Source organism: Curtobacterium sp. MCLR17_055, from assembly GCF_003234305.1.
GTDB classification, from domain to species: Bacteria; Actinomycetota; Actinomycetes; order Actinomycetales; family Microbacteriaceae; genus Curtobacterium; species Curtobacterium flaccumfaciens.
Genome location: NZ_QKSX01000014.1, coordinates 73,212 through 95,199, shown reverse-complemented (window position 1 = coordinate 95,199; position 21,988 = coordinate 73,212). Strand labels below are relative to the sequence as shown.

The following is a 21,988-nucleotide window of genomic DNA, read 5'->3' as shown; positions in this document are numbered from 1 at the left end:
TCAGATACGAGTAGAAATCTACCTGGAGTGGTAGATTTCTACTCGACCTGATCGGACATCTCCATGCAGTTGCAATCTCCCCTCGCGACGGTCACCACCTCCGTGGACGGCGATGTCCTCGCGGTGTTGGCACTGGCCCCCGGACCCCTGACGATCGCGGGCATCTGCAGCCTGGTGCCCGACCGGTCGTACGCCGGGGTCCGGAACAGTGCGGATCGGCTGGTCGAGCAGGGCCTCGTCGACGGGCACCGGACCGGACGGACGAAGTCCTTCACCCTGAACCGAGAGCACCTCGCCGCCGATGCGGTCACCGCCCTGGCCGACCTCCGGCGTGCCCTGCTCGAACGACTCCGCTCCGGCTGTCGGTCGATCCCCCTCCGGTACGCCGCGCTCTTCGGATCCGGAGCCCGCGGTGCGATGCGCCCGGACAGCGATCTCGATCTCTGCTTCGTCGTCACTCGCGGCCGACGCGCGGACGCCGAGGACCAGATCCACGCATTGTGCCGCGCAGCCGGTCGTTGGACCGGCAACGCCGTGCGGCCGGTCGTCTTCGACGAGGACGAGATCGAGGGCACGGATCCGCTCCTCGCGTCGGTTGCTCGGGACGGGATTCCCATCGCAGGTGACGGTCGATGGCTGTCCCGGAAGCTCCGTACGCTGAACGGATGACCCCGCGAACCGGCGCCACCGCACCGGGCGACGATTCGTTCCGGAGGGGCCGGCTCGCCAAGGCGACGGAGTTCCTCGACGCCGCTGACGTCCTCCGCGCGTTCGGTGGTGACGGAGGGGTGTTCAGCGCCGGGTCACAGTTCGCGAACGCGTTCGTCACACAGTGCGTCCTCAGCGGCATCGCCGCGGCTGACGCGATCTGCGTGGCTCGGACCGGCAACTACTCGCGATCGGGAGCGCACCACGAGGCGGTGCCCGTGCTCCGCGCAGCTGCCGGGCCAGCGGTCGCGAAGCACCTCGAGGTGCTGTTGGCGGTGAAGACCAAGGCCGAGTACAACGCGAGGTCGGTCAGCGACGGTGACATCGTGCGCGCCGGCGAAGCCGCTGAGGCACTCGAGGCGGCCGCGCGGTCGGTCTGACGCGCTGGTCGAGCGGGCGACCACGACATCGTCGTGCTGCGCGTGCTCCGGTTCGCCCGCGACCGCTCGCGTGACGCACTCGTGTGGCACCGACCGGCGCGGCGGCGTCAGGGCGTGACCACCTGACGGACGGGAGGCCCGTGGCGACGCCGCCACGGGCCTCCCGTCCGCCCTTCGGTCGCGTCGACGACGCGCGGTTCCTTCCCATTGCGCGCGCACTGGAAAGCGGAATCGGGCGTACCGGGCAGGAAGTTCCTGCCCGGTACGCCCGATTCGACCAGGTACGCCCGATTCGACCCCGCGCCCCGCTACCCCCGCGTCAGGAGACGAGCGCCGCCATCTCGCGCACGACGGCACGGAGCCGGTCCGCGAGCTCGTCGTTGCTCCGAACGGTCTCGCGGTGCGCCACCTCGCTGAGCGCCGACATCACCAGGGTCACCGCGGTGCGGGCGGTCTGCACGTCGGTGCGGGTGCCGACGACGCTGAGCAGGGACTGGCGCGACTCGGCCATCCACTGCATCACCATCGAGGACATCTCCGGCCGGAGCACGAGCAGCTCCTTCATGCGACGGCGGTCCTGCGAGAGCGGAACGGTGGCCGCGACCAGGGCGCACAGGTCGTCGACCAGGGCACCGTCGGCCTCGGCGAACCAGGCCGCGGAGCGCTCCGGGACCTCGACCGAGTCGAGCCCGAGCGCCGCGTGCGCCTTCGACGAGAAGTAGTTGAAGAAGGTGCGGGGGGAGACGTCGGCGTCGGCGCAGATCTGCTCGACCGTGACGCCGTCGAGCCCGTGCGCGGACACCAGGGTGAGCGCTGCGTCGTGCAGTGCCTGCCGGGTCTGCTGCTTCTTCCGTTCACGCAGCGTGCACGGCTCCGTTGCCGCAGCCGCTGCCGGGGTGGTGATCACGTGGACTCCTGGTGGTTTGCAGTGTGTGGGAGGGGCGCCCGCCCGGAAAGGGGGCACGGACGGACGCCCCGGTCGGTCACCGACGGTGCGTCGGCGTGGATCCGGTCGGCACGGACCCGGTCATCGGGCCCGTGAACGAGCCGGCCTCGGCTGCGGCGGCGCCCGCCTCGGCCTCGAGCTGCGCCTCGGCGGACATGTCGGCCTGCTCCTGCAGCGCGGAACGCTGGCGCAGCGGCGGCACCCGGAAGAACCAGGTCAGCACGAACGCGAGCAGGATGACGCCGAGACCGACCCAGTAGATCGTCACGGACGAGGCGTTGAAGCCCGCCATGAACGGCCGGGTCAGGCGGCTGTCGGCACCGGTCAGGAACGAGGTGTCGTTCGTGCTGGTGGCGCTGTCGCTCGTGGTGTTGCCGTCGTCGATCTTCTTCGCCAGCTCCGGGGTGAGTTCGTCGACCCAGTACGAGCGCTGCGAGGCGTTCGACCAGTCGACGGACACGGTGCCGTCCTGCACGCTGGCGTGCGCCTGGTCGGCGACCTGCTCGAGTGCGGACTGCTCGGCGGCCGGCGTGGCCGCGGCGACCTGCTGGTCGATGACGGTCTGCGCTGCTGCGGCGGGCACGGCACCCGCGGCGACCTGCTGCTGCACGGCCGCGGTGACCTGCTCGGTGACCGCGGCGTCGGCGGCCTGCTTCGCCTTGGCCGAGGCTGCGTCGAGCTGCGACTGCACGGTCTTCGTCAGCGGGGTGACGACGGGCGTCCAGATCTTGTCCATGGCGCCCTGGTTCGCCTTCGCGCTGGCGACGGTCGGGTTGAGCGCGGCGTCGAGTGCCGGACCGAGGTCCTTCTGGTTTGCGGTCGCGGTCAGGATGTTCGCCGGCATCACCGAGAACAGGATGGACAGCAGCACGGCGGTGCCGAGCGTGCCACCGATCTGGCGGAAGAACGTGGCGGACGACGTGGCGACGCCCATGTCACGAGCCTCGACGGAGCCCTGCGACGCCAGGGTCAGCGACTGCATGACCGAGCCGAGGCCGAGTCCGATGAGGAACATGCCGATCATCAGGAACCAGAGCGGCTTGTCGATCGACATGAAGGTCAGGACGACGTAGCCGGCGGAGACGAGCGCGGTGCCGATGACCGGGAAGATCCGGTACCGGCCGACGCGGGCGACGATCTGACCGCTCGTGATCGAGGCGATCATCAGACCGCCGACGAGCGGCAGGGTCGCGAAACCGGACTCGGTCGGGGTGAGTCCGACGACGATCTGCAGGTACAGCGGGATCGTGAGCATCGCGCCGAACATCGCGAAGCCGACCAGGAACCCGATGACGGTCGCCATCGAGAACGTGCCCGAGCGGAACAGCTTGAGCGGGATGATCGCCGCGTCGCCCATCTTCGACTCGATGAGCAGCAGACCGATCAGGCCGACGACACCGACGACGTAGCAAGCGATGGCGGCGGGGGAGCCCCAGCCCCAGATGCGGCCCTGTTCGGCGACGAGCAGGAGCGGCACGAGGGTGACGATGACGGCGGTCGCACCCCACCAGTCGACCTTCGGCTTCGCGTCGCCGGCGCCGTGCACCTTCGGCAGGTGCAGGAACACGATGACCATGAGGAGCGCCGCGACACCGATCGGCACGTTGATCAGGAGCACCCAGCGCCAGCCCGTGATCCACAGGATCTCGGAGGAACCGGCGAGCAGACCACCGATGAGCGGGCCGATCACGGACGAGATGCCGAACACGGCGAGGAAGTACCCCTGGTACTTGGCACGCTCACGCGGGGCGAGGATGTCGCCCATGATCGCGAGCGGCAGCGACATCAGCGCGCCGGCACCGATGCCCTGCACCGCGCGGAAGGCGGCGAGCATGAGCATCGAGGTGGACATCGACGACAGGACGGCCCCGAGTATGAAGACGACGATGCCGAAGATGTACAGCGGGCGGCGGCCGAAGATGTCGGAGAGCTTGCCGTAGATCGGCGTCGCGATCGTCGAGGTGATGAGGTACGCGGTCGTCACCCAGGCCTGCTGGTCGAGCCCGTGCAGGTCGTCGCCGATCGTGCGGATCGCCGTGCCGAACACCGTCTGGCCGAGCGAGGACAGGAACATGCCCGCCATCAGGCCGTAGATCACCAGGAGGATCTGACGGTGGGTCATCAGCGGCTGCTGGCCGGCGCCTCCGGAGGCCGCGGGGGCCTCGGCGGTGTGCCGACCGTGCTGCACCGAGACGGGTGCGGTGGCGGTCATCGAACTCCTTTTTCTGGCTGTGAAACTTTGCAGACCGCGCAACGATACATCTGTTGCTTCCGGCAAGCAACTAAATGTGCCCGCTACGCTGAGCGCGTGACCGACGACCGGCGTGCCGCCGAGCGACTCCTGCGATCCCAGCTCGACCGGCTGTGGGTCCGGCAGACCCTGCGCTCCTCGCTCATCGAGTCCCGGGGCGGCCTCGACCCGACGGCCCGCGTGATCCTGCGCGCCGTCGCCGGACACGGCCCGGTGCGGGCGACCGCGATCGCCGACGCGACCGGGCTGTCGCGCCCGGTGATCAGCCGCCGGGTCGCCTCGCTGATCGAGGCCGAGCACCTGATCGGGTCGCCCGACCCCGCGGACGGCCGCGCCACGCTCGTCACGCTCGCCCCCGCCGGCCGACGGCTGCTCGACGAACTGGACGCCGCCGGCGCCGAGGTGTTCGACGACCTGACGGAGGAGTTCGCCTCGGACGAGCTGCGCTCGCTCGCCGAGATGCTGACGCGACTGAACGACCGGGCGGACGCGGTCCTGGGGATCGGCACCACGCGCTCCTGACGTGACCAACACGGCGGACGGGAGGCCCGTGGCGGCTCCGCCACGGGCCTCCCGTCCCTGCGGAGCGCGCATTCGAGATACCGTTGGTGGTATGAGCACGGACACCACCCCCACCACTGAGACCCTCGACGACGGGCCCGTGGTGACGTTCGCCGATCTCGGCCTGAGCGACGCTGTGCTCAAGGCCGTCAAGGACATCGGTTACGAGACCCCTTCCGCCATCCAGGAAGCCACCATCCCCACCCTCCTCGCCGGGCGCGACGTCGTCGGCCTGGCACAGACCGGTACCGGCAAGACCGCGGCCTTCGCGCTGCCGATCCTGTCCCGCATGGAGTCCGGCAGCAAGAAGCCCCAGGCGCTCGTGCTGTCCCCGACGCGCGAGCTCGCCCTGCAGGTGTGCGAGGCGTTCGAGCAGTTCGCGTCCCACATGAAGAACGTCCACGTCCTGCCGGTCTACGGCGGCCAGGCGTACGGCGTGCAGCTCTCCGCCCTGCGCCGCGGCGTCGACGTCATCGTCGGCACCCCCGGTCGCATCATGGACCACCTGGCGAAGGGCACGCTCGACCTGTCCGAGCTGAAGTACCTGGTGCTCGACGAGGCCGACGAGATGCTCAAGATGGGCTTCGCCGAGGACGTCGAGACGATCCTCGCCGACACCCCGGACGACAAGCAGGTCGCGCTCTTCTCGGCGACCATGCCCGCGCAGATCCGCCGCATCTCGCAGCAGTACCTGACCGACCCGGCCGAGATCACCGTCAAGACCAAGACGAAGACCGCCGCGAACATCACGCAGCGCTACCTGATGGTCTCGTACCCGCAGAAGGTCGACGCGCTCACCCGCATCCTCGAGGTCGAGGACTTCGAGGGCATGATCATCTTCGTCCGCACCAAGAGCGAGACCGAGACCCTGGCCGAGAAGCTCCGTGCCCGCGGGTACGCCGCCGCCGCGATCAGCGGTGACGTCGCCCAGGCCCAGCGTGAGCGCACGGTCAACCAGCTGAAGTCGGGCAAGCTCGACATCCTGGTCGCCACCGACGTCGCCGCCCGTGGCCTCGACGTCGACCGCATCACGCACGTCGTGAACTTCGACATCCCGGTCGACATCGAGTCCTACGTGCACCGCATCGGCCGGACCGGCCGTGCCGGCCGCTCGGGTGACTCGATCAGCTTCGTCACCCCGCGTGAGCGTCGCCTGCTGTCCGCGATCGAGCGCCACACCAAGCAGCCGCTCACGCAGATGCAGCTGCCGACCATCGACGACGTCAACGAGACGCGCCTGACCCGCTTCGACGACGCGATCACCGCGGCGCTCGAGGACCAGGGCCGGATCGCGGCCTTCCGCGACGTCATCGCGCACTACGTCGAGCACCACGACGTCCCCTCGGACGACGTCGCCGCGGCCCTGGCAGTCGTGGCGCAGGGCGACTCGCCGCTGCTCCTCACCGCAGCCGACGACGCCCTCCGCAGCCAGATGGAGCGCGACGCCCGCCGCAGCGAGCGTGACGAGCGTGGTGCCCGCGACGATCGTGGCGGCCGCAACGACCGCGGCGACCGTGGTGGCGACCGCGACCGTGGTGACCGCGGCGACCGTGGCCCGCGCCGTTCGCAGCCGATGTCCCCGTACCGCATCGAGGTCGGCCGTCGTCACCGCGTCGAGCCGCGCCAGATCGTCGGTGCCCTGGCCAACGAGGGTGGCCTGCGTCGCGACGACTTCGGTGCGATCCAGATCCGCCCGGACTTCTCGATCGTCGAACTGCCGGCCGACATGGACCCCGGTGTGCTCGACCGCCTGACCGACACCCGGATCAGCGGCAAGCTCATCGAGATCCGTGCGGACCGCCGTGGTGGTGGCCGCCGCGACGACCGCGACGACCGTCCGGAGCGCAAGCCGCGCTACTGAGACGCGCCGCGTCCGAGACGCGACCCCCTTCTGACGGGAGGCCCGGTGCCAGCTGGCACCGGGCCTCCCGTCCGTCGTCGGTGCGGGTCCCGGGCCTGCGAGACGCCGTCGTGTCGGCTCCACGCCGCCGAGTCGGCGAGACGCCGTCGGATTCAGCGGCGTCTCGGGAACACGACGGCGTCTGCCGGTCCAGCCCTGCGGCATCTTGCGGTGCGGGGAACCGCAGATCCGACCCGCAAGCGTTCCCCTGGGGGCAGCGCGGTGCTGTGATACGTGGAGCCGTGACGCAGGGAGCCGCGGGGAAGGCAGGGGAACCATCGTGTACCGAGCACTCATCACCGCGGTCGCCGCCGCGGCGCTCGTCTTCGGAGGTGCGGTGCCGGCGACGGCGCACACCTCTCCGTCGGTGCCGGGAGCACCGACCGCCGTCCGCGTCACCGGCGACGCGGACAGTGCCACGCTGACGTGGCGCGGCCCGAAGCACGGCGCGAAGGTGACGGGCTGGAAGGTCGCGGTCGCCGCAGTCGCGAACCGCCACGACCGCCAGGTCGACCGACTCCACCCGCGCGCCCGCTCCGACCGCTTCGACGAGCTCTCGCCCGCGACCACGTACCGGTTCTCCCTCCGTGCCCTCGGACACCGGGGGACCGGACGCACGATCACGCTGCGCTGGACGTCACCGTCGGTGCCCGAGCCGGAGACGACGCAGTCGCTGTTCGCGCTCGACGGCAACGGTGACGTCGTGCGGTTCGCGGACTCCGGCAGCGGTGCGGAGACCGTCGTCGCGACGGACGGCGAAGGCTTCACCGCGAACGCCGACGGTGACGTGTTCACCCCGTCGGCGGACGGCACCGAGATCCTGCGGGACCCGGCCGACGGCAGCGGGGTCTCGATCATCGCGTCCGGCCTGCACCTGACCCCGGACCTGCGCTCCGACGCCGACGGCAACCTGTACTGGGTGGACTCGGTGAGCGGTGCGGTGCAGAAGCTGTCCGTCGGCACCTCGACCCCGAAGGTCGTGCTGGACCTGGGTGGCAAGGCCGTCGGGAGCGATCAGCGTTTCTGGACGGTCACCCCGGACGGCAAGGTCGTCGTGCTCGGCGGAACGGTCAGCCAGCCGTACGTCAAGGGCACCGGCATCGCGCCCCGCACGTTCATCGGGCCGACCGGCACGATCGTCGGCTACCCCGCCGGCGTGCTCGCCGACTCGCACGGCAACGTCTACGTCGACATCCGATCGACCGGTGGCGCCGGGTCGTGGGTCTGGTACCAGCTCAAGCCCGGGGCGACCCAACTGACGCAGATCGAACCGCGGTACGCGTTCGAGTACGCCGCCGCGAACGCCGACGGCTTCTCGCTCCTGCAGTCGGCCCAGTTCTGCCCCGCCCCGTCGGAGTACCGGCCGGGCGGGTGCACGATCGACCGCGGCATCCCGGACAAGCTCGTGGTGGGCAGCGGCGGGACGTCGACCGTGCCGGTCACCGGGCTGACCGCCGGGTCGCGTGGCGAGCACCTGGGTGCCGCCTCGGCCGACGGGGACGTGTTCGTCTCCGTCGACAGTGGCCCCTCGGTCGGGCTGTGGAAGGTCCCCGCCGCGGGTGGAGCTGCGCAGCAGCTCGACGCGGCGCAGTACTCGAGGCTGCTGGTGATCTGACCGGCGGTGCGAGGCGGAAGGGGGTGGGACGCAACGGCGCGTCCCACCCCCTTCCGTGTGTGGCGGCGGCGGCGGGTTGTGGCGGTGGCGGTGTCGGCGGCGGTGGTTCAGGCCGCGCCGGCGGCCGTCCGGCGGCACACCTCGTCCCACGGGGTCGGTTCGATGCCGAAGCGCGCCCGGCTCTCGCGGTCGTCGACCACGTACGGCGCGGTCCACTGGTAGGTCAGGTCGGCCAGCTCGCGCATCATCGGCGACACGAGCCCGCCGACGCGGAACAGGGCCGCGGGCATCCGGCGCACCGGCACCGCGGGCTTCCCCGCCGCCGCGAGGACGTCGGTGAGGGCCTGGCGCTGCGTCCGCGGCGCGTTGCTCGGCACCATCCACGTGCGGCCGTGGGCGCTCTCGTCCTCGGCAGCGGCGACGAGGGTCCGAGCGACGTCGAGCACGTCGGTGAAGGTGTGCGGCAGGTCCGTGCGACCGACCATCGACACCGCCCGTCCGCGCAGCGCCGCCGGCAGCACGCGCGTGACGTGCCCGTTCGCGCCGATCCCGGGACCGAGGTAGTCCGAGGCGCGGACCTCGACGGCCCGGACACGGCCGGCGTCGTGCGCGGCGAGGGCATCCGCCCACAGCGTCGCCCGGAGCACCCCCTTGTGGTCTGTGGCGGCGTCCGGCAGTCCCTCGTGCATCGGCCCGTCAACCGGGCCGTACGGGTACAGGTTCCCGGTGATTGCGTAGGTCGCCCCGGTCCGTTCGGCCGCGGCGAGCAGTGCTGCGGCGAGCGGGGGCCAGGTGCGCTCCCACTGCGTGTAGTCGCCGGGGTTCGCGCAGTTGTAGAGGGCGGCTGCTCCCTCGGTGGCGCGGGAGAGGGTGTCGGCATCGGAGGCGTCGAGCGCGAGGTGCTCGACACCGGCGATGCCCGTGCTGCGACCGGAGCGGGAGACGACGGTGACGCGGTCGCCCCGGACGGTCAACAGCTCCGCGACGTGCCGGCCGACGGGGCCGGCACCGACGATGAGGTGGTGGGGCATGGGCTCCTGCTTCCTGGTTGCGAGAGCACCGCTCTCGGAATCGAGCATGACGGTTCGCCGTTGCAAAAGCAAGAGCAGTGCTCTCCTTTGTGTGCGGTGCTCTCTCGTGCCAGGATCGTCGGATGGCACCCACCGCCCGAGCACTCGCACGGCAGACCGTCACCGCGGACATCCTGACCGCGGCGCGCACCCGCCTGACCGACGAGGGTCCGGCCGCCCTCAGCCTGCGTGCCGTCGCGCGTGACGTCGGGATGGTCTCGTCGGCCGTGTACCGGTACTTCCCGAGCCGTGACGACCTGCTGACGGCCCTGCTCATCACCGACTACGACGAACTCGGCGCCGCGGTCGAGGCCGCCGGTGCCGCGGCCGGACCGGCTCCCGGTGCACGCTGGGTGGCGATGTGCCGGGCGATCCGCGACTGGTCGATCGCGCACCCGGGGGACTTCGCGCTGCTGTTCGGCTCGCCCGTGCCGGGCTACGCGGCGCCGCGCGAGACCGTCGTGCCCGCGTCGCGGACGACGCTGGCGCTGGTGCGCGTGGTCGCGGACGCCGTCGGCTCCGGTGCGCCCGGTACGTCCGGTGCGCCTGGTGCGTCCGGTGCGGCGGGCTCGTCCGTCACGTCGACGCCGGGGCCGGCCGGGAGGCCCGGATCACCCACCGCGCCCACGGCGGCTCCCGGGGTGGCCGGTCCCGCCGTCGCGGACGGGGTCGCCACCCTGCGCTCGTTCGGCATCACCCTGCCCGACGAGGTCCTCGTCCGCACCCTGATGGCCTGGACGACGGTGTTCGGGACGATCTCGTTCGAGCTCTTCGGGCACTTCGTCGGTTCCGTGTCCGACCCGGCCGCCTACTTCGACCAGGTCATCGTGCGCCTGGCGGATGACCTGGGGTTCACCGCCACGTTCTGACGCGGGTGCTGTCCCCAGATCGGGTGCGCAGCCTGACAGAGCGCCCGCCCGTGCGGTAGACAGGTCGTCACGCCGAGGTCGTGCCCGATGACCGGAGCGGACGACCGGCATCCGACCCCCGGGTCAGCTGCCGGCCGGAACCACACTCGGGCGTGTGCGACGCGGCCGGGGCCCGCGCTGATCAGGAGGCATGCTTGCGACGCAGCACGTGCGGCGGCACGACGGACGGGGCGACCCGGTGACCGCGCTCGACGTCAGCCGACAGGACCGCCGCCGCCTGACCACCGGCACCGCCCGCCGACGCCTGGTGACCGTGCGGACGGTGGCGCTCCTGGCGTCCCTCGCCGGGGTGAACTACATCGTGTGGCGCTGGGCGGCCTCGGTGAACTGGCACTCGTGGTGGATCGCGGTGCCGCTGATCCTCGCCGAGACCTACAGCGTCATCGACTCCCTGCTCTTCGCCCTCGGGGCCTGGCGGCTCCGGGAGCGCGGCGAACCACCGGCGAAGCCGTCCACCGACGTCACCGTCGACGTCTTCATCACGACCTACAACGAGCCGATCGACCTGGTCGAGCGCACCGCCCGGGCCGCGAAGGCGATCACGCACCCGCACACCACCTGGATCCTCGACGACGGCAACCGCCCCGAGATGCGTGCGGCGGCCGACGCGCTCGGCATCGGCGTCATCACCCGCGGTGCCGACTGGGTGGACCGACCCCGGCACGCCAAGGCCGGCAACCTCAACAACGCCCTGCTCGCGACCCAGGGCGAGTTCCTGCTCATCCTCGACGCCGACCAGGTGCCCGACCCGGCGATCCTCGACCGCACCCTCGGCTACTTCAAGGACCCGGAGATGGCGCTCGTGCAGACGCCACAGTGGTTCGAGAACGTGCCGGACGACGACCCCCTCGGCAGCCAGGCGCCGCTGTTCTACGGTCCGATCCAGCAGTCGAAGGACGGCTGGAACGCCGCGTTCTTCTGCGGGTCGAACGCCATCCTGCGACGCGAAGCGCTCATGCAGCTGGGCATCTCGCGCTACGTGGCCGAGGTCGAGGCGTCCGTGCAGCGCACCCTCGCGACCTCGCGTAAGCTCCTCGCCCGCTCCCGCGAGACCGAGACCGACCCGCGCGTGCTCGCCGCCCTCGACGACGCCGAGGCCGTCGTGGACCAGGCGCGCGAACAGGTCCGCGCCGGTGAGCCCCTCGGTGACGTGACCTACGCGTTCCAGCGGGGGATCGACGCCATCGCCTTCCGGTTCGCCGCCGCCGACCTCGAGTCCGTGCGGAACGACCTGCAGGAGCTCGCGGCGATGTCGACCGACGCCAACACCTTCGCCGGTCTCGACGACGCCGCGCTCGACGTGCTCGGCCGGCGCGAGGCTTCACCGGTCGCTGCCATCGAGTCCATCGCGGTGCTCGCCCGTGCCCTCGACGTCAACCGCGACGACGAGGCGCAGCCGATCATGCCGCTGGCGACGATCTCGGTGACCGAGGACATGGCCACGGCGATGCGCCTGCACGGCCTCGGCTGGAAGTCGGCGTACCACGACGAGATTCTGGCGAAGGGCCTGGCCCCCGAGGACCTGCCGACGATGCTCGTGCAGCGACTCCGCTGGGCGCAGGGCACCATGCAGGTGTTCTTCCGCGAGAACCCCCTGGTGCAGAAGGGGCTGTCGTGGGGGCAGCGGCTCATGTACTTCTCGACGATGTGGAGCTACCTGTCGGGGTTCGCAGCGATCGTCTACATCGCCGCCCCGGTGCTCTGCCTGTCGTTCGGGGTCATCCCGGTGCAGGCCTACAGCGTCGACTTCTTCGCCCGGCTCATCCCGTTCCTGGTGTTCAACCAGCTGCTGTTCTGGGTGGTGGCCGCCGGCAGACCGACCTGGCGCGGGCAGCAGTACTCGCTCGCCCTGTTCCCGGTCTGGATCGAGTCGGTGACCAGCGCCTTCCAGAACGTCTACCGGGGCAAGCCGCTCGGGTTCCGCGTCACCCCGAAGGTGCGCGACGAGACCGAGCAGAAGCCGCGGTGGGACCTGGTCAAGCCGCAGCTGTACGCCATGGGTGCCCTGGTCGCCGCCCTGGTCATGATCGGCATCCGCTACCTGACCGGCCAGGCCGAGGGGATCGCACCGCTCGTGAACACCGCGTGGGTCGTCTTCGACCTGTTCATCTTCAGCATCGTGATCCGGGCCGTCCGGTACCGCGGCCCGGCCACCCCAGCCCAGTCCGAACACGAGTCGAGCACCGCCGGAGGACCCCTGTGAGCACCGAGACCACGTTCGAGGTCGCCGCGACGCCCGACTCCCTCGACGAGGTGCAGGACCGCTTCGCCGCGTGGTGGGACGGCCTGGGCATCGACGACGTGCGGCTCCGGTTCGCACTCGAGACCGCGTTGGCCGAGGTCGCCGCGAACATCGTCGAGCACACCGTCCGTGCCGACCGGGGGACCGGGCGCCGGTACTCCGTGCGCCTCGAGGCCACCGACCAGGCCCTGACCGCGGTGCTGACCGACAACGGGATGCCCGTCGACATCGACCTGAGTGCCGTCACCATGGCCGACGTCGAGCAGGAGAGCGGGCGCGGTCTGGCCCTCGCGATCGCCGCCCTCGACCGCCTCGAGCACCGGCACGAGCCCGGCCACAACGTCTGGACGCTTGCGTGCGACCGGTGAAGCAGCCGGTGGTCCGCGCGGTCGCCCTCCTCGTCACGATCGCCACGCTCCTGCTCGGTGGTGCGCTGCCGGCGTCGGCTGCGTCCGTGCACCCAGCGGCCGCCGTGCAGCCGGCCGAGGGGTCGACGTGGTTCGGCCCCGACCTCGACTGGGCCAGTGACTCGCCCGAGGGGTACGAGGGACGGCTCGGCGCGACGCCGTCGATGTACGGGGTCTCCGTCGACTACCCGCTCGACCGCACGGCGAAGCAGGAGCTCCTCCGCTCGGCGCGTGCGGCGGCGACCCAGGGCGCGGTGCTCGTCGTGAGCCTCGAACCCGACCGCGAACTGCGGTCGCTCGACACCGCGGACACCCGTGCCGTCAACACCGTGTTCGAGGACCTGCACGACCAGTACGACACCCAGGTACTCGTCCGGTTCGCACCGCAGATGAACGGCACGTGGGTCCGCTGGGGCCAGCAGCCGACGGAGTTCGTCCGGGCGTTCCGGGCGCTCGGGACGACCGTGCACGCGGGCACGTCGGACGCGCTCATGGTCTGGTCGCCGGGGTACGGTGCCGGCTACCCGTTCGGCGAGTCCGCCGGGCGGCTGCGGAACCTGTCCCCGGTCGACGTCGCGAAGGCGGACACGAACGGCGACGGACAGCTCACCGGTGCCGACGACCCGTACGGGCCGTACTGGCCGGGCGCCGAGGCCGTCGACTGGGTCGGGCTCTCGATGTTCTCGTACGGCAAGGGCGACCCGACCGAAGCCGCAGGTCGCGCCGTGCCGCTCACCCGCAGCGGTGAGGTCGAGTCGCGGTTCGACGAGGACTGGGGTTACGACCAGCCGCAGTCGGGCACGTTCTACGACCGGTTCGCGGCGGCCGACGACCGTCCGATGCTGCTCGACACCGGTGCCCTGTACAACCGTGAGCTGCAGGGCGACACCGAGCTCCAGGTCAAGCGGAGCTGGTGGCGGCAGGTGCTCGCGGCCGTGCAGGAGCGCCCGCTGATCCGGGGCATGACCGTGCTCGAGGCGGAGCGACGCGAGCCCGAGGCCGGCAACCGCGTGGCCGACTGGCGGCTCACCGCGGACCCGGACGTCGCGGAGGCCTTCCGCGCCGATCTCGAGCGGTCCGGTGACTTCGCCTTCGGCCCGGTCACCGACCGCGTGACCGTGCAGCAGGGCAACGCCGCGATCTCCCAGGAGTACGAGACCGGCGGCGACCAGATGGCGTGGATCGTCTGGCTGGCCGCCGGCCTGGCGATCGTGTTCCTGCTGAGCGGGGTGTTCGGACGGCTCCTGCCGAGCTGGCGCTACCCCGACGACGGCAAGCCCGGCCGTGACCTGCGCCTCGACCTGTTCCGTGGGTTCATCATCCTCGCGGTGGTGATCACCCACATCGAGATCGGCGGGCCGTACTCGTACCTCACGCTGCACGCCGTCGGGGCGATCACCGGCGCCGAGATGTTCGTGTTCCTGTCCGGCATGGTCCTCGGCATGACGTACCCGTTCGCCGTGAAGAAGTTCGGCGAGTGGGCGGCCGCGATCGGGGCGTGGAAGCGCGCGCGCAAGCAGTACGTCGTCACGCTCGTGGTGATCCTGGTGGTCTTCGCGCTGAGCTTCGTCCCGTTCCTGAACACCGACGCCATCACCACGTTCACCGACCGCGGCACGGGCACCGGCGGCGTCGATGCCGAGGGCCGGGTCTACGACCTGTACCCGAACGCGATGCAGCTGCTCGCCTACCCGCCGCCCTGGTACGCGATCCGGCAGTTCCTGCTGCTCGAGATGGGGCCGTGGCCGTTCAACATCATGGGCCTGTTCGTGGTGCTGAGCCTGTTCATCCCGGCGTTGATCTGGGTGATCCGCCGCGGGTTCTGGTGGGCGCTCCTCGCCGCCAGCTGGGCGCTCTACGTGTTCCAGGCGCTCAACCCGGACTTCCGTCCGCTGAACTCACAGTTCGAGGCGGTGTTCCCCCTGTTCACCTGGCAGGTGGTGTTCACCCACGGGCTCGTGCTCGGGTACTACCGGCGGCAGATCGTCGGCGCGCTCACGGGGCGTCTCGGCAAGGTCCTGGTCGGCGTCGCCGTCGGCGGGTACGCGGCGTTCCTGGTCTACGTGTGGGCCGGCGACCACTTCGGGTTCACCCCGGTGCCGTTCCCGGCGACGATGTACGAGTCCCTGTACAACACGGCGTACCAGCGGGTGGACCTGCAGTGGGGCCGCCTGGTGGACATCGCGTTCTTCGCGGTCGTGTCGTACGCGATCCTCACGGTGTTCTGGAAGCCCATCGCCGCCGCCATCGGCTGGCTCTGGATCCCGCTCGGGCAGGCGAGCCTGTACGTGTTCGTCTGGCAGGTGTTCTTCGCCCTGGCGATCGCGTCGATCCCCGGTGTGCCGTGGGGCGACTTCTGGATCGGGTTCGTGGTGCACACGGCGCTGATCCTGCTGGCCTGGTACATGGTCCGCAAGAAGTTCCTGTTCTCGGTCATCCCGCGCTGACCGCGCGCACGGATGGTGAGCAGGAATGGTCGGGTCCGACGTGCGGACCCGACCATTCCTGCTCACGAAGCGAGGGCGGACGGACGGGAGGCCCGTGGCGGCGTCGCCACGGGCCTCCCGTCCGTCCTGCGGTCGCGTCTCAGGACGCGGGCAGGCGCTCGCGCAGGGCGCCGCGGACCGACTCCCACCCGGCCAGGCGGTCGCGGATCGCGTCGTCCTGCTCGGCGGCCAGGGCGTCCCGGTGCGCCTGTTCGAGCACCTCGTCGATGACGACCCGGCGCCCGCTGCGCGCCGACGTGATGGCCGCATCGACCATGGTCAGGCTCATCACGTTGCCGTGCACCTCGCCGTCCGGCACCTCGCCGGAGCGGACCGCCCGGACGAAGGACGCCAGCGACCCGGCGATCTCGTGCCCGACCGACGGCGCAGCGGCAGGGGAACCGGGAGTGCCGTCGAGGTCGCTCGACGGGTCGTGGTCGCCGTCCCAGAGCGCCGTGCCGGCCGCTCCGGAGGCACGCCAGTCGCCGTTCCACGAGGTCTCGGCACCCGGCGCGCACCACGAGCCGTCGTAGACGTAGCGGACGTCGTCCTCGAACGTGAAGACGGCTGCCGCGGCCGCGTCGCCCCGGTACCAGGACCACGACGGGTTCCACGACTCGCAGTACACCGACACCGGGTCGCGTTCGAGCACGTACCGGGCGGAGTCGAAGGCGTGGATGGCCATGTCGAGCAGCAGGACGTCGTCCATCTCCTCGCGGAACCCACCGAAGTGCGGCGCCTTCGCGAACCGGGTGCTCAGCCCGCCCACGGCACCGAGGTCGCGGACGTGCTGCCGGAACGCGACGAGCTGGTCGTTGTAGCGGCGGGACTGCGACACCATGAACAGCTTGCCCGTGGCCTCGGCGGCGGCGGCGAGCGACAGCGCCTCGGCGACGGTCTGCGCTGCTGGCTTCTCGCCGAGCACGGGGAGCCCGGCCCGGAGCGCCTGCAGCGTGACCGGGTGGTGCGCGACCGGCACGGTGATGTCGAGGACGGCCTCGGCACCGGTCTCGGCGGCCAGCACGGTCAGGTCCGTGCCGACCGGGATCGACGGGTCGCCGGCGTGCTCGGCCCCGGCGCGGGCGGCGTCGAGGTCGAGGTCGACGATGCCGACCAGCTCGACCTCGGGGGCGGCGGCGACGGTGGCGAGCCAGGCCCGTCCCATCCCGCCGGCGCCGACCTGCAGGACGCGGAGCGGGCTCACGCCTGCGCCCCGTCGCGCTCGGCTGCCTGCTCGGCCGCCGGCTCGCTGGCCGCCGGCTCGGCGGTCTCGGGCTCGGCGTCGTCGAACGGGCCGCGGTAGTGCTGCCCGTCGAAGTACTCGCCCAGGTCGTAGCGGCGGAGCGTCGGGATCTCCCGTTCCCGCTCGGGCCGGGCCCACTCGGCGCCGTTCGCGATCACGCGGCGGACGTCCGGGTGGTGGTAGACGGGGAAGTCCTGGTCACCGGGGGAGAAGTAGAAGATCTTCCCGAGGCCGCGGCGGTAGGTCATGCCGCTCCGGAACACCTCGCCGCCCGTGAAGCCCGAGATGAACACGAGCTCGTCGGGGGTCGGGACGTCGAAGTACTCGCCGTACATCTCCTGCTCGGGGATGACGATCGGGTTCGGCACCCCGCGGGTGATCGGGTGCTGCGGGTTGACGGTCCAGACGAGCTCCTGGTCGTGCTCGCTGCGCCAGCGGAGGGTGCAGGTGGTGCCCATCAGCTTGCCGAAGATCTTCGACCAGTGGCCGGAGTGCAGGACGAGCAGCCCCATGCCGGAGAGCACGTGCTTGTGCACCCGGTCGACCACGGCGTCGTCGACGTCCTGGTGTGCGGCGTGCCCCCACCAGGTGAGGACGTCGGTGTTCGCGAGGACCTCGTCGGTGAGGCCGTGCTCGGGCTCCTGCATGGTGGCGGTCCGGACGACGGCCTCGGGCAGGTGCTCGCGGATGCCGTCCGCGATCGCACCGTGCATGCCGTCGGGGTACCGCTCGGCGACGTGCTGCTCGACCTGTTCGTGGACGTTCTCGCCCCAGACGGTGATGCGGAGCGGGGTGCTGGTCATGGTGTGTGCCTTTCGGGGGTGGTGGGACCCGGTCACTTGACTGCGCCGCCGGTGGCCCCGGCGGCGATGAACTTCTGCGCCACGAGCAGCAGCACGATGGCAGGGATCGAGGCCATCACCGCGGCGGCCATGACGGTCGACCAGTCGGCGGTGAAGGTGCCGATGTAGTTGTAGATGCCGAGCGTGATCGGCCGGACGTCCTCGGTGGTGGTGAGGGTCAGGGCGAACAGGAAGTCGCTCCAGGTGAACAGGAACGTGAACAGCCCGGCGGTGATCAGGGCGTTGGCGCTGATCGGCACGACGACCGAGCGGAAGGCCCGGAAGTTGCCGGCACCGTCGACCTTGGCGGCCTCGATGATCGACGGCGGGATGTTCTGCATGAACGCCCGCATGATCAGGATCGCGAAGGGTACGCCGGCGGTGCTGTCGGCCAGGATCAGCCCCGGCACGGTGTTGAGCAGGCCGAGGTCGTTGTACGCGGCGTACAGGGCGTTCGCGACGACGATGCCCGGGATCATCTGCGAGATGAGGATGCCGAACAGCACCGCGTTGATGCCCTTGACCTTGAACTGGGCGAGCGCGTAGGACGCCGGCGTCGCGATGAGCAGGCTGACGACGACGCTGCCCAGGGCGATCACCAGGCTCGTGACCAGGGCGCCGCCCTGGTCGGCGATGGCCTGCGCGTAACCGCCGAGCTGCGCGTTGATCGGGAACCAGGCGGCCTCGATCGCAGAGCCGGCCGGCTGCAGCGAGATGTTGATCATCCAGTAGACGGGGAACAGCATCACGGCGAGGATCAGGATCCCGACGCCGGACAACACCCACTGCTTCGCGCTCGTGGGACGGACGGGTCGCCGGGTGCCGCGGGTGACCACCGCGCGGGTCCGGAGGACGTCGGTGGTGGACGCTGCGTCAGTCATCGACGGCCTTCCTGTTGAGGCGGAGGTAGACGATCGCGAACAGGGCGGAGATCACGATGAGGATGTTGCTCAGCGCGGCGCCCTGCCCGAAGTCGAACTGCTTGAACGACAGGTCGTAGGACTGGGTCGCGATGGTCTGGGTGGCGTTCGCCGGCCCGCCGTTCGTCAACCCGAGGATGATGTCGAGCACCTTGATCGTGTAGACGACGCCGAGCACGAGCGTGACGCTCACGACGGGGCGGAGCATCGGCCAGGTGATCGCCCAGAAGGCCTTCCACCCGGTCGCGCCGTCGAGTGCCGCGGCCTCGTACAGCTCGGTGGGGATGTCCTGCAGACCGCCGTACAGGATCGTGGTGTTGAACGGGATCCCGATCCAGATGTTCACCGCGATGACGGTGATGAGCGCCACGGCGGGACTCGTCAGCCACGGGACCGACGGGATGCCGAAGGTGCCGAGGAACTGGTTGACGACGCCCGAGTCCTGGTCGAGCATCCACTTCCAGACCGCACTCGAGACGATGAGCGGCAGCAGCCAGGGCAGCAGGAGCAGCGAGCGCAGGAGACCGGACAGCGGGAAGTTCCGTCGGAAGAACAGGGCGAGCAGCAGGCCGAGGACGAACTGGCCGACGATCGACCCGATCGTGAACAGCGCCGTGTTGAGCATCGCCGTGCCGAACAGCTGGGACGACACGACCGAGGCGTAGTTCGCCAGGCCGACCCACGGCGCCTCGCCCGTGTAGAACGTCGACGTCGTGTACGCCTGGAAGCTCATGACGATGTTCTTGACCACCGGGTAGCCGAAGAACAGCAGCAGGAACAGGACGGCCGGCAGCAGGAACAGCAGCTGCGCGATCCGTTCGAAGCGCAGCGAGCGGCCCGGGCGGGGCCGCCGGGACGGAGCGGGTGCTCCGTTCCCGGCGGCCCGCCGTGGGGCGACGGGGGTCGCGGTGCTCGTCATGCTCAGTTGCTCGACTGCGCGTTCTGCAGGGCGTCGGCCGGGGAGTCCTGCCCGGTCAGCGCCGACTGCACGGCCGTGTAGATCTTCGTCGCGGCCTTGGGCCAGTCGGCACCGAGCTCGCCGGTGCGGGCACGGGCGTCGGCGACGAGGTCGACGAACACCTGCTCCTCGGGGACGTCCTTGCCGAACTGCTGGGCGACGTCGGTCTTCGAGGGGATCGTGTACCGCAGCTTCGCCATCGCGAGCTGGTTCGCGTCGCTGTTCATGCAGTCGACGATCTTCGCCGCGACGGCCTGCTTCGCCTTGTCACCGGTGTTCGGGACGGTCCAGACCTCGCCACCGAGCGGGGCCACGGCCTTGTCGCTGGCGGACTGCACGGGGATCTGAGCGATCCCGTAGTCGACCTTCGACTCCTTCAGACCGGGGATCTGCCACGGGCCGTTGATCATCATCGCGGCCTTGCCGGCCATGAACTGGTCGTTCACGTCGGCCTGGGTCCAGTTCACGACGCTCTTCGACATCGAGCCGTCGTCGACCAGGCCCTTCCAGAGCGACAGCGCTTCCTCGGTCTCCGGGGTCGCGATGTCCTTCTCGTCGCCGCCGTTCGACCACATGAACGGCAGGAACTGCCAGGTGCCCTCGTAGGTGGCGTTGGCGTCGACGGCGAACCCGTACTGGTCGCCCTTGGTCAGCTTCGCCGCGGCGGACTGCAGCTCGTCCCACGTCTTCGGCGGGGTGACACCGGCCTCGGACAGCACCTTCTTGTTGTAGAAGAGCGCGATGGTGTTCACGGTGGGGGCGAGGCCGTAGACCTTGTCCTCGTAGGTCCCGGCCTGCAGCACGCCCTTGGCGTAGCCGTCGGTCGAGATGTCGTAGTCGGACAGCGGCGACAGCGCACCGGTCTCGGCGATCTGCTGCAGATCCGGGTTGTCGAGCATCAGGACGTCCGGCAGGGTCTTCGACGACGCCTGCTGCAGGACCTTCTGGATGAGCGACGAGCCGGGCACCAGGCTGCGCTTGATGGTGACGTCGTTCTCGGCCCCGCACTTGTCGAGGTACTCGCCGATGACCTTCTTGTCGTTGCCCTGGTTGTAGTAGTCGAGCACGGTGATGGAGTCCACCTTGCCGCCGGAGCTCGCGGACGAGCCGCCGGAACAGCCGGCGAGGACGAGGGGGACGGTCGCCAGCATGGCGACCGCGCTGAGGACCGGGGCGATCCTGCGGTGTCGAGGCTTCATTGCTTCGCTCTTCTCTGGATGGTTGCCGGACACGAGTCGAACGTGTCGCTCGTGGATCGGGGACGACCGGACCAGAACCGCTCCGTCGCGTCCCGAGTGGGGTCGAAGCTAGCATCGAAGCGGTTAGATGGTAAAGCGCTTAGACGAACTTTTTCGGACACCGCCCCCGCTACAGTGAGCGCAACAGGGTGAGGGAGCGGCATGGCGACGATGCAGCAGGTCGCCGACCGGGCGGGCGTCTCGATCGCGACGGTGTCCTTCGTCGTGAACGGCAACAAGCGCGTGTCCGCCGACACCCGTGCCCGGGTCACGGCGGCGATGCGGGAGCTCGGCTACCGGAACAACGTGGTCGCCCGGGCACTGGCATCGCGCCGCACCCGGATCCTCGCGCTCGTGTTCCCGGTGCTCGAGCACCGGCTCGGTCAGACCGCGCTGCAGTTCTTCACGAGTGCCGCGAGCCGCGCCTCCGAGCTCGGGTACCACCTGGTGCTCTGGCCGGCGGTGACGACGGCGGACGACGTGCAGGAACTCATCTCCGGCGGTCTCGCCGACGGGGTCGTGGTGATGGAGGTCACGATGCACGACCCCCGGATCGCCCGTCTCACCGAGCTCGAGGTCCCGTTCGTCGCGATCGGCCGCACCGCCGACCCCTCGGGCATCTCGTACGTCGACATCGACTTCGAGCGCACGGTCGAGGACGCCCTCGACCACCTCACCGGGCTCGGGCACCGTCGGATCGGGCTCGTGGTCGAGGACCTCGACGGCACCACCATGGCCGACTACGGGCCGAAGGTCCGCTCCGAGGCGGCGTTCCACGCCGGCATCGAGCGCCGCGGCCTGACCGGCACCGTGGTCGCCGCCGGCGCCTCGGCCGAGGGCGGTCGTCGTGCGGCGGCGGACCTGCTGGCGCACGACCCTGACGTCACGGCCGCGATCATCATGAAGGACGACTCGAACTTCGGGCTCGTCAGCGGGTTGCGGGCCGGCGGTCGGCGGGTCCCCGAGGACGTCTCGGTCATCGCGATCGTGTCCTCCGACGGCGCCGGCGCCGCGACCGAACCGGTGCTCACGACGCTGAACGCCCCCGGCCCGGCGCTCGGCCGCCTGGCGGTCGAGTCGCTGGTCGACCGCCTCGAGGGCGGCAGCACCGAGCGCACCCACACGCTCATCCCGTGCGCCCTGCACCTGGCCGACTCGACGGCCCCCGCCCCCGCCTGACCCCCTGCCGGCCTGGAGGCGCGGGTCGGCCCCGCCACGCGCCTCCAGGCCGCCCGTTCCCACGTTTCGGGCTGAGCGACAGTTCGCAGGGCCACGAACACGTGAACTGTCGT

Annotated in this window: 18 protein-coding genes; 10 read left to right on the top strand and 8 right to left on the bottom strand. The window is 70.6% G+C overall.

Going from position 1 to position 21,988, the window contains the following annotated elements:
* The first annotated feature begins 63 nt into the window (after positions 1 to 63).
* Together DEJ09_RS13215 and DEJ09_RS13210 are read left to right on the top strand one after the other, a co-directional pair.
* Positions 64 to 669: a nucleotidyltransferase domain-containing protein gene (locus tag DEJ09_RS13215; RefSeq protein WP_111024632.1), complete on the top strand. Its 606-nt coding sequence runs from the start codon at positions 64 to 66 to the stop codon at positions 667 to 669.
* On the top strand, positions 666 to 1,088 hold the full coding sequence (locus DEJ09_RS13210; RefSeq protein WP_111088886.1) for a hypothetical protein: 423 nt from the start codon (positions 666 to 668) through the stop codon (positions 1,086 to 1,088). Before DEJ09_RS13215 ends, DEJ09_RS13210 begins: the two co-directional genes overlap by 4 nt.
* Positions 1,089 to 1,407: 319 nt before the next feature.
* Here the strand turns inward: DEJ09_RS13210 and DEJ09_RS13205 are convergent, their stop codons facing one another.
* Together DEJ09_RS13205 and DEJ09_RS13200 are read right to left on the bottom strand one after the other, a co-directional pair.
* Positions 1,408 to 1,995: a TetR/AcrR family transcriptional regulator gene (locus tag DEJ09_RS13205; RefSeq protein ID WP_071405192.1), complete on the bottom strand. Its 588-nt coding sequence runs from the start codon at positions 1,993 to 1,995 to the stop codon at positions 1,408 to 1,410.
* Between the two features lie 76 nt (positions 1,996 to 2,071).
* The gene (locus DEJ09_RS13200) at positions 2,072 to 4,246 is read right to left on the bottom strand and encodes an MDR family MFS transporter (RefSeq protein ID WP_111088885.1); all 2,175 of its coding nucleotides are present in this window, start codon (positions 4,244 to 4,246) and stop codon (positions 2,072 to 2,074) included.
* A gap of 96 nt (positions 4,247 to 4,342) precedes the next feature.
* Between DEJ09_RS13200 and DEJ09_RS18190 the strand changes: the two genes are divergently transcribed.
* From DEJ09_RS18190 to DEJ09_RS13185, 3 genes are all read left to right on the top strand, one after another.
* Entirely contained in the window at positions 4,343 to 4,807 is a 465-nt protein-coding gene (locus tag DEJ09_RS18190) for a MarR family winged helix-turn-helix transcriptional regulator (protein WP_163343313.1), read from the top strand.
* Between the two features lie 91 nt (positions 4,808 to 4,898).
* Positions 4,899 to 6,707, top strand: a complete 1,809-nt coding sequence (locus DEJ09_RS13190) for a DEAD/DEAH box helicase (protein WP_071245939.1) — start codon at positions 4,899 to 4,901, stop codon at positions 6,705 to 6,707.
* 319 nt (positions 6,708 to 7,026) lie between these two features.
* The gene (locus DEJ09_RS13185; RefSeq protein ID WP_181433363.1) at positions 7,027 to 8,361 is read left to right on the top strand and encodes a fibronectin type III domain-containing protein; all 1,335 of its coding nucleotides are present in this window, start codon (positions 7,027 to 7,029) and stop codon (positions 8,359 to 8,361) included.
* Between the two features lie 107 nt (positions 8,362 to 8,468).
* On the opposite strand, the gene DEJ09_RS13180 is transcribed toward DEJ09_RS13185, so the two are convergent.
* Positions 8,469 to 9,392 carry an NAD-dependent epimerase/dehydratase family protein gene (locus DEJ09_RS13180; RefSeq protein ID WP_258373900.1) on the bottom strand — a complete coding sequence of 308 codons (924 nt, stop codon included), beginning with the start codon at positions 9,390 to 9,392 and terminating at the stop codon, positions 8,469 to 8,471.
* A 122-nt stretch (positions 9,393 to 9,514) separates the two neighbouring features.
* Between DEJ09_RS13180 and DEJ09_RS13175 the strand changes: the two genes are divergently transcribed.
* The 4 genes from DEJ09_RS13175 to opgC all read left to right on the top strand — a co-directional run bounded on the left by DEJ09_RS13175 (position 9,515) and on the right by opgC (position 15,456).
* The gene (locus DEJ09_RS13175) at positions 9,515 to 10,300 is read left to right on the top strand and encodes a TetR/AcrR family transcriptional regulator (RefSeq protein ID WP_111088882.1); all 786 of its coding nucleotides are present in this window, start codon (positions 9,515 to 9,517) and stop codon (positions 10,298 to 10,300) included.
* A gap of 190 nt (positions 10,301 to 10,490) precedes the next feature.
* A complete protein-coding gene (locus DEJ09_RS13170; protein WP_258373899.1) occupies positions 10,491 to 12,563 on the top strand; it encodes a glycosyltransferase in 2,073 nt (690 codons plus the stop codon).
* Positions 12,560 to 12,970: an ATP-binding protein gene (locus DEJ09_RS13165; protein ID WP_111047424.1), complete on the top strand. Its 411-nt coding sequence runs from the start codon at positions 12,560 to 12,562 to the stop codon at positions 12,968 to 12,970. Before DEJ09_RS13170 ends, DEJ09_RS13165 begins: the two co-directional genes overlap by 4 nt.
* Positions 12,967 to 15,456: an OpgC domain-containing protein gene (gene opgC / locus DEJ09_RS13160; protein WP_146245723.1), complete on the top strand. Its 2,490-nt coding sequence runs from the start codon at positions 12,967 to 12,969 to the stop codon at positions 15,454 to 15,456. The genes DEJ09_RS13165 and opgC overlap by 4 nt, the downstream gene beginning before the upstream one ends.
* A 139-nt stretch (positions 15,457 to 15,595) precedes the next feature.
* Here opgC and DEJ09_RS13155 read toward each other — a convergent pair whose 3' ends face one another.
* The 5 genes from DEJ09_RS13155 to DEJ09_RS13135 are packed head-to-tail and all read right to left on the bottom strand — an operon-like array spanning position 15,596 to position 20,657.
* On the bottom strand, positions 15,596 to 16,699 hold the full coding sequence (locus DEJ09_RS13155; protein ID WP_111088880.1) for a Gfo/Idh/MocA family protein: 1,104 nt from the start codon (positions 16,697 to 16,699) through the stop codon (positions 15,596 to 15,598).
* Positions 16,696 to 17,541: a ThuA domain-containing protein gene (locus DEJ09_RS13150; RefSeq protein WP_111088879.1), complete on the bottom strand. Its 846-nt coding sequence runs from the start codon at positions 17,539 to 17,541 to the stop codon at positions 16,696 to 16,698. Before DEJ09_RS13150 ends, DEJ09_RS13155 begins: the two co-directional genes overlap by 4 nt.
* 32 nt (positions 17,542 to 17,573) lie before the next feature.
* Entirely contained in the window at positions 17,574 to 18,461 is an 888-nt protein-coding gene (locus tag DEJ09_RS13145) for a carbohydrate ABC transporter permease (RefSeq protein ID WP_111039974.1), read from the bottom strand.
* Positions 18,454 to 19,419, bottom strand: a complete 966-nt coding sequence (locus DEJ09_RS13140) for a carbohydrate ABC transporter permease (RefSeq protein ID WP_027464443.1) — start codon at positions 19,417 to 19,419, stop codon at positions 18,454 to 18,456. The genes DEJ09_RS13145 and DEJ09_RS13140 overlap by 8 nt, the downstream gene beginning before the upstream one ends.
* A 2-nt stretch (positions 19,420 to 19,421) precedes the next feature.
* Positions 19,422 to 20,657 (bottom strand): ABC transporter substrate-binding protein, encoded by a 1,236-nt coding sequence (locus DEJ09_RS13135; RefSeq protein WP_071405204.1) that lies wholly within the window; start codon positions 20,655 to 20,657, stop codon positions 19,422 to 19,424.
* Between the two features lie 201 nt (positions 20,658 to 20,858).
* Between DEJ09_RS13135 and DEJ09_RS13130 the strand changes: the two genes are divergently transcribed.
* A complete protein-coding gene (locus tag DEJ09_RS13130; RefSeq protein WP_258373898.1) occupies positions 20,859 to 21,875 on the top strand; it encodes a LacI family DNA-binding transcriptional regulator in 1,017 nt (338 codons plus the stop codon).
* Positions 21,876 to 21,988 lie beyond the last annotated feature (113 nt).

Excerpts from the sequence above, each read along its gene's own strand:
- DEJ09_RS13170 (WP_258373899.1), top strand. The coding sequence starts at position 10,491 with ATGCTTGCGACGCAGCACGTGCGGCGGCACGACGGACGGGGCGACCCG.
- DEJ09_RS13135 (WP_071405204.1), bottom strand. The coding sequence starts at position 20,657 with ATGAAGCCTCGACACCGCAGGATCGCCCCGGTCCTCAGCGCGGTCGCC.
- DEJ09_RS13150 (WP_111088879.1), bottom strand. The coding sequence starts at position 17,541 with ATGACCAGCACCCCGCTCCGCATCACCGTCTGGGGCGAGAACGTCCAC.
- DEJ09_RS13130 (WP_258373898.1), top strand. The coding sequence starts at position 20,859 with ATGGCGACGATGCAGCAGGTCGCCGACCGGGCGGGCGTCTCGATCGCG.
- DEJ09_RS13180 (WP_258373900.1), bottom strand. The coding sequence starts at position 9,392 with ATGCCCCACCACCTCATCGTCGGTGCCGGCCCCGTCGGCCGGCACGTC.
- DEJ09_RS13175 (WP_111088882.1), top strand. The coding sequence starts at position 9,515 with ATGGCACCCACCGCCCGAGCACTCGCACGGCAGACCGTCACCGCGGAC.
- DEJ09_RS13210 (WP_111088886.1), top strand. The coding sequence starts at position 666 with ATGACCCCGCGAACCGGCGCCACCGCACCGGGCGACGATTCGTTCCGG.
- DEJ09_RS13200 (WP_111088885.1), bottom strand. The coding sequence starts at position 4,246 with ATGACCGCCACCGCACCCGTCTCGGTGCAGCACGGTCGGCACACCGCC.
- DEJ09_RS13190 (WP_071245939.1), top strand. The coding sequence starts at position 4,899 with ATGAGCACGGACACCACCCCCACCACTGAGACCCTCGACGACGGGCCC.
- DEJ09_RS13145 (WP_111039974.1), bottom strand. The coding sequence starts at position 18,461 with ATGACTGACGCAGCGTCCACCACCGACGTCCTCCGGACCCGCGCGGTG.
- DEJ09_RS13140 (WP_027464443.1), bottom strand. The coding sequence starts at position 19,419 with ATGACGAGCACCGCGACCCCCGTCGCCCCACGGCGGGCCGCCGGGAAC.
- DEJ09_RS13215 (WP_111024632.1), top strand. The coding sequence starts at position 64 with ATGCAGTTGCAATCTCCCCTCGCGACGGTCACCACCTCCGTGGACGGC.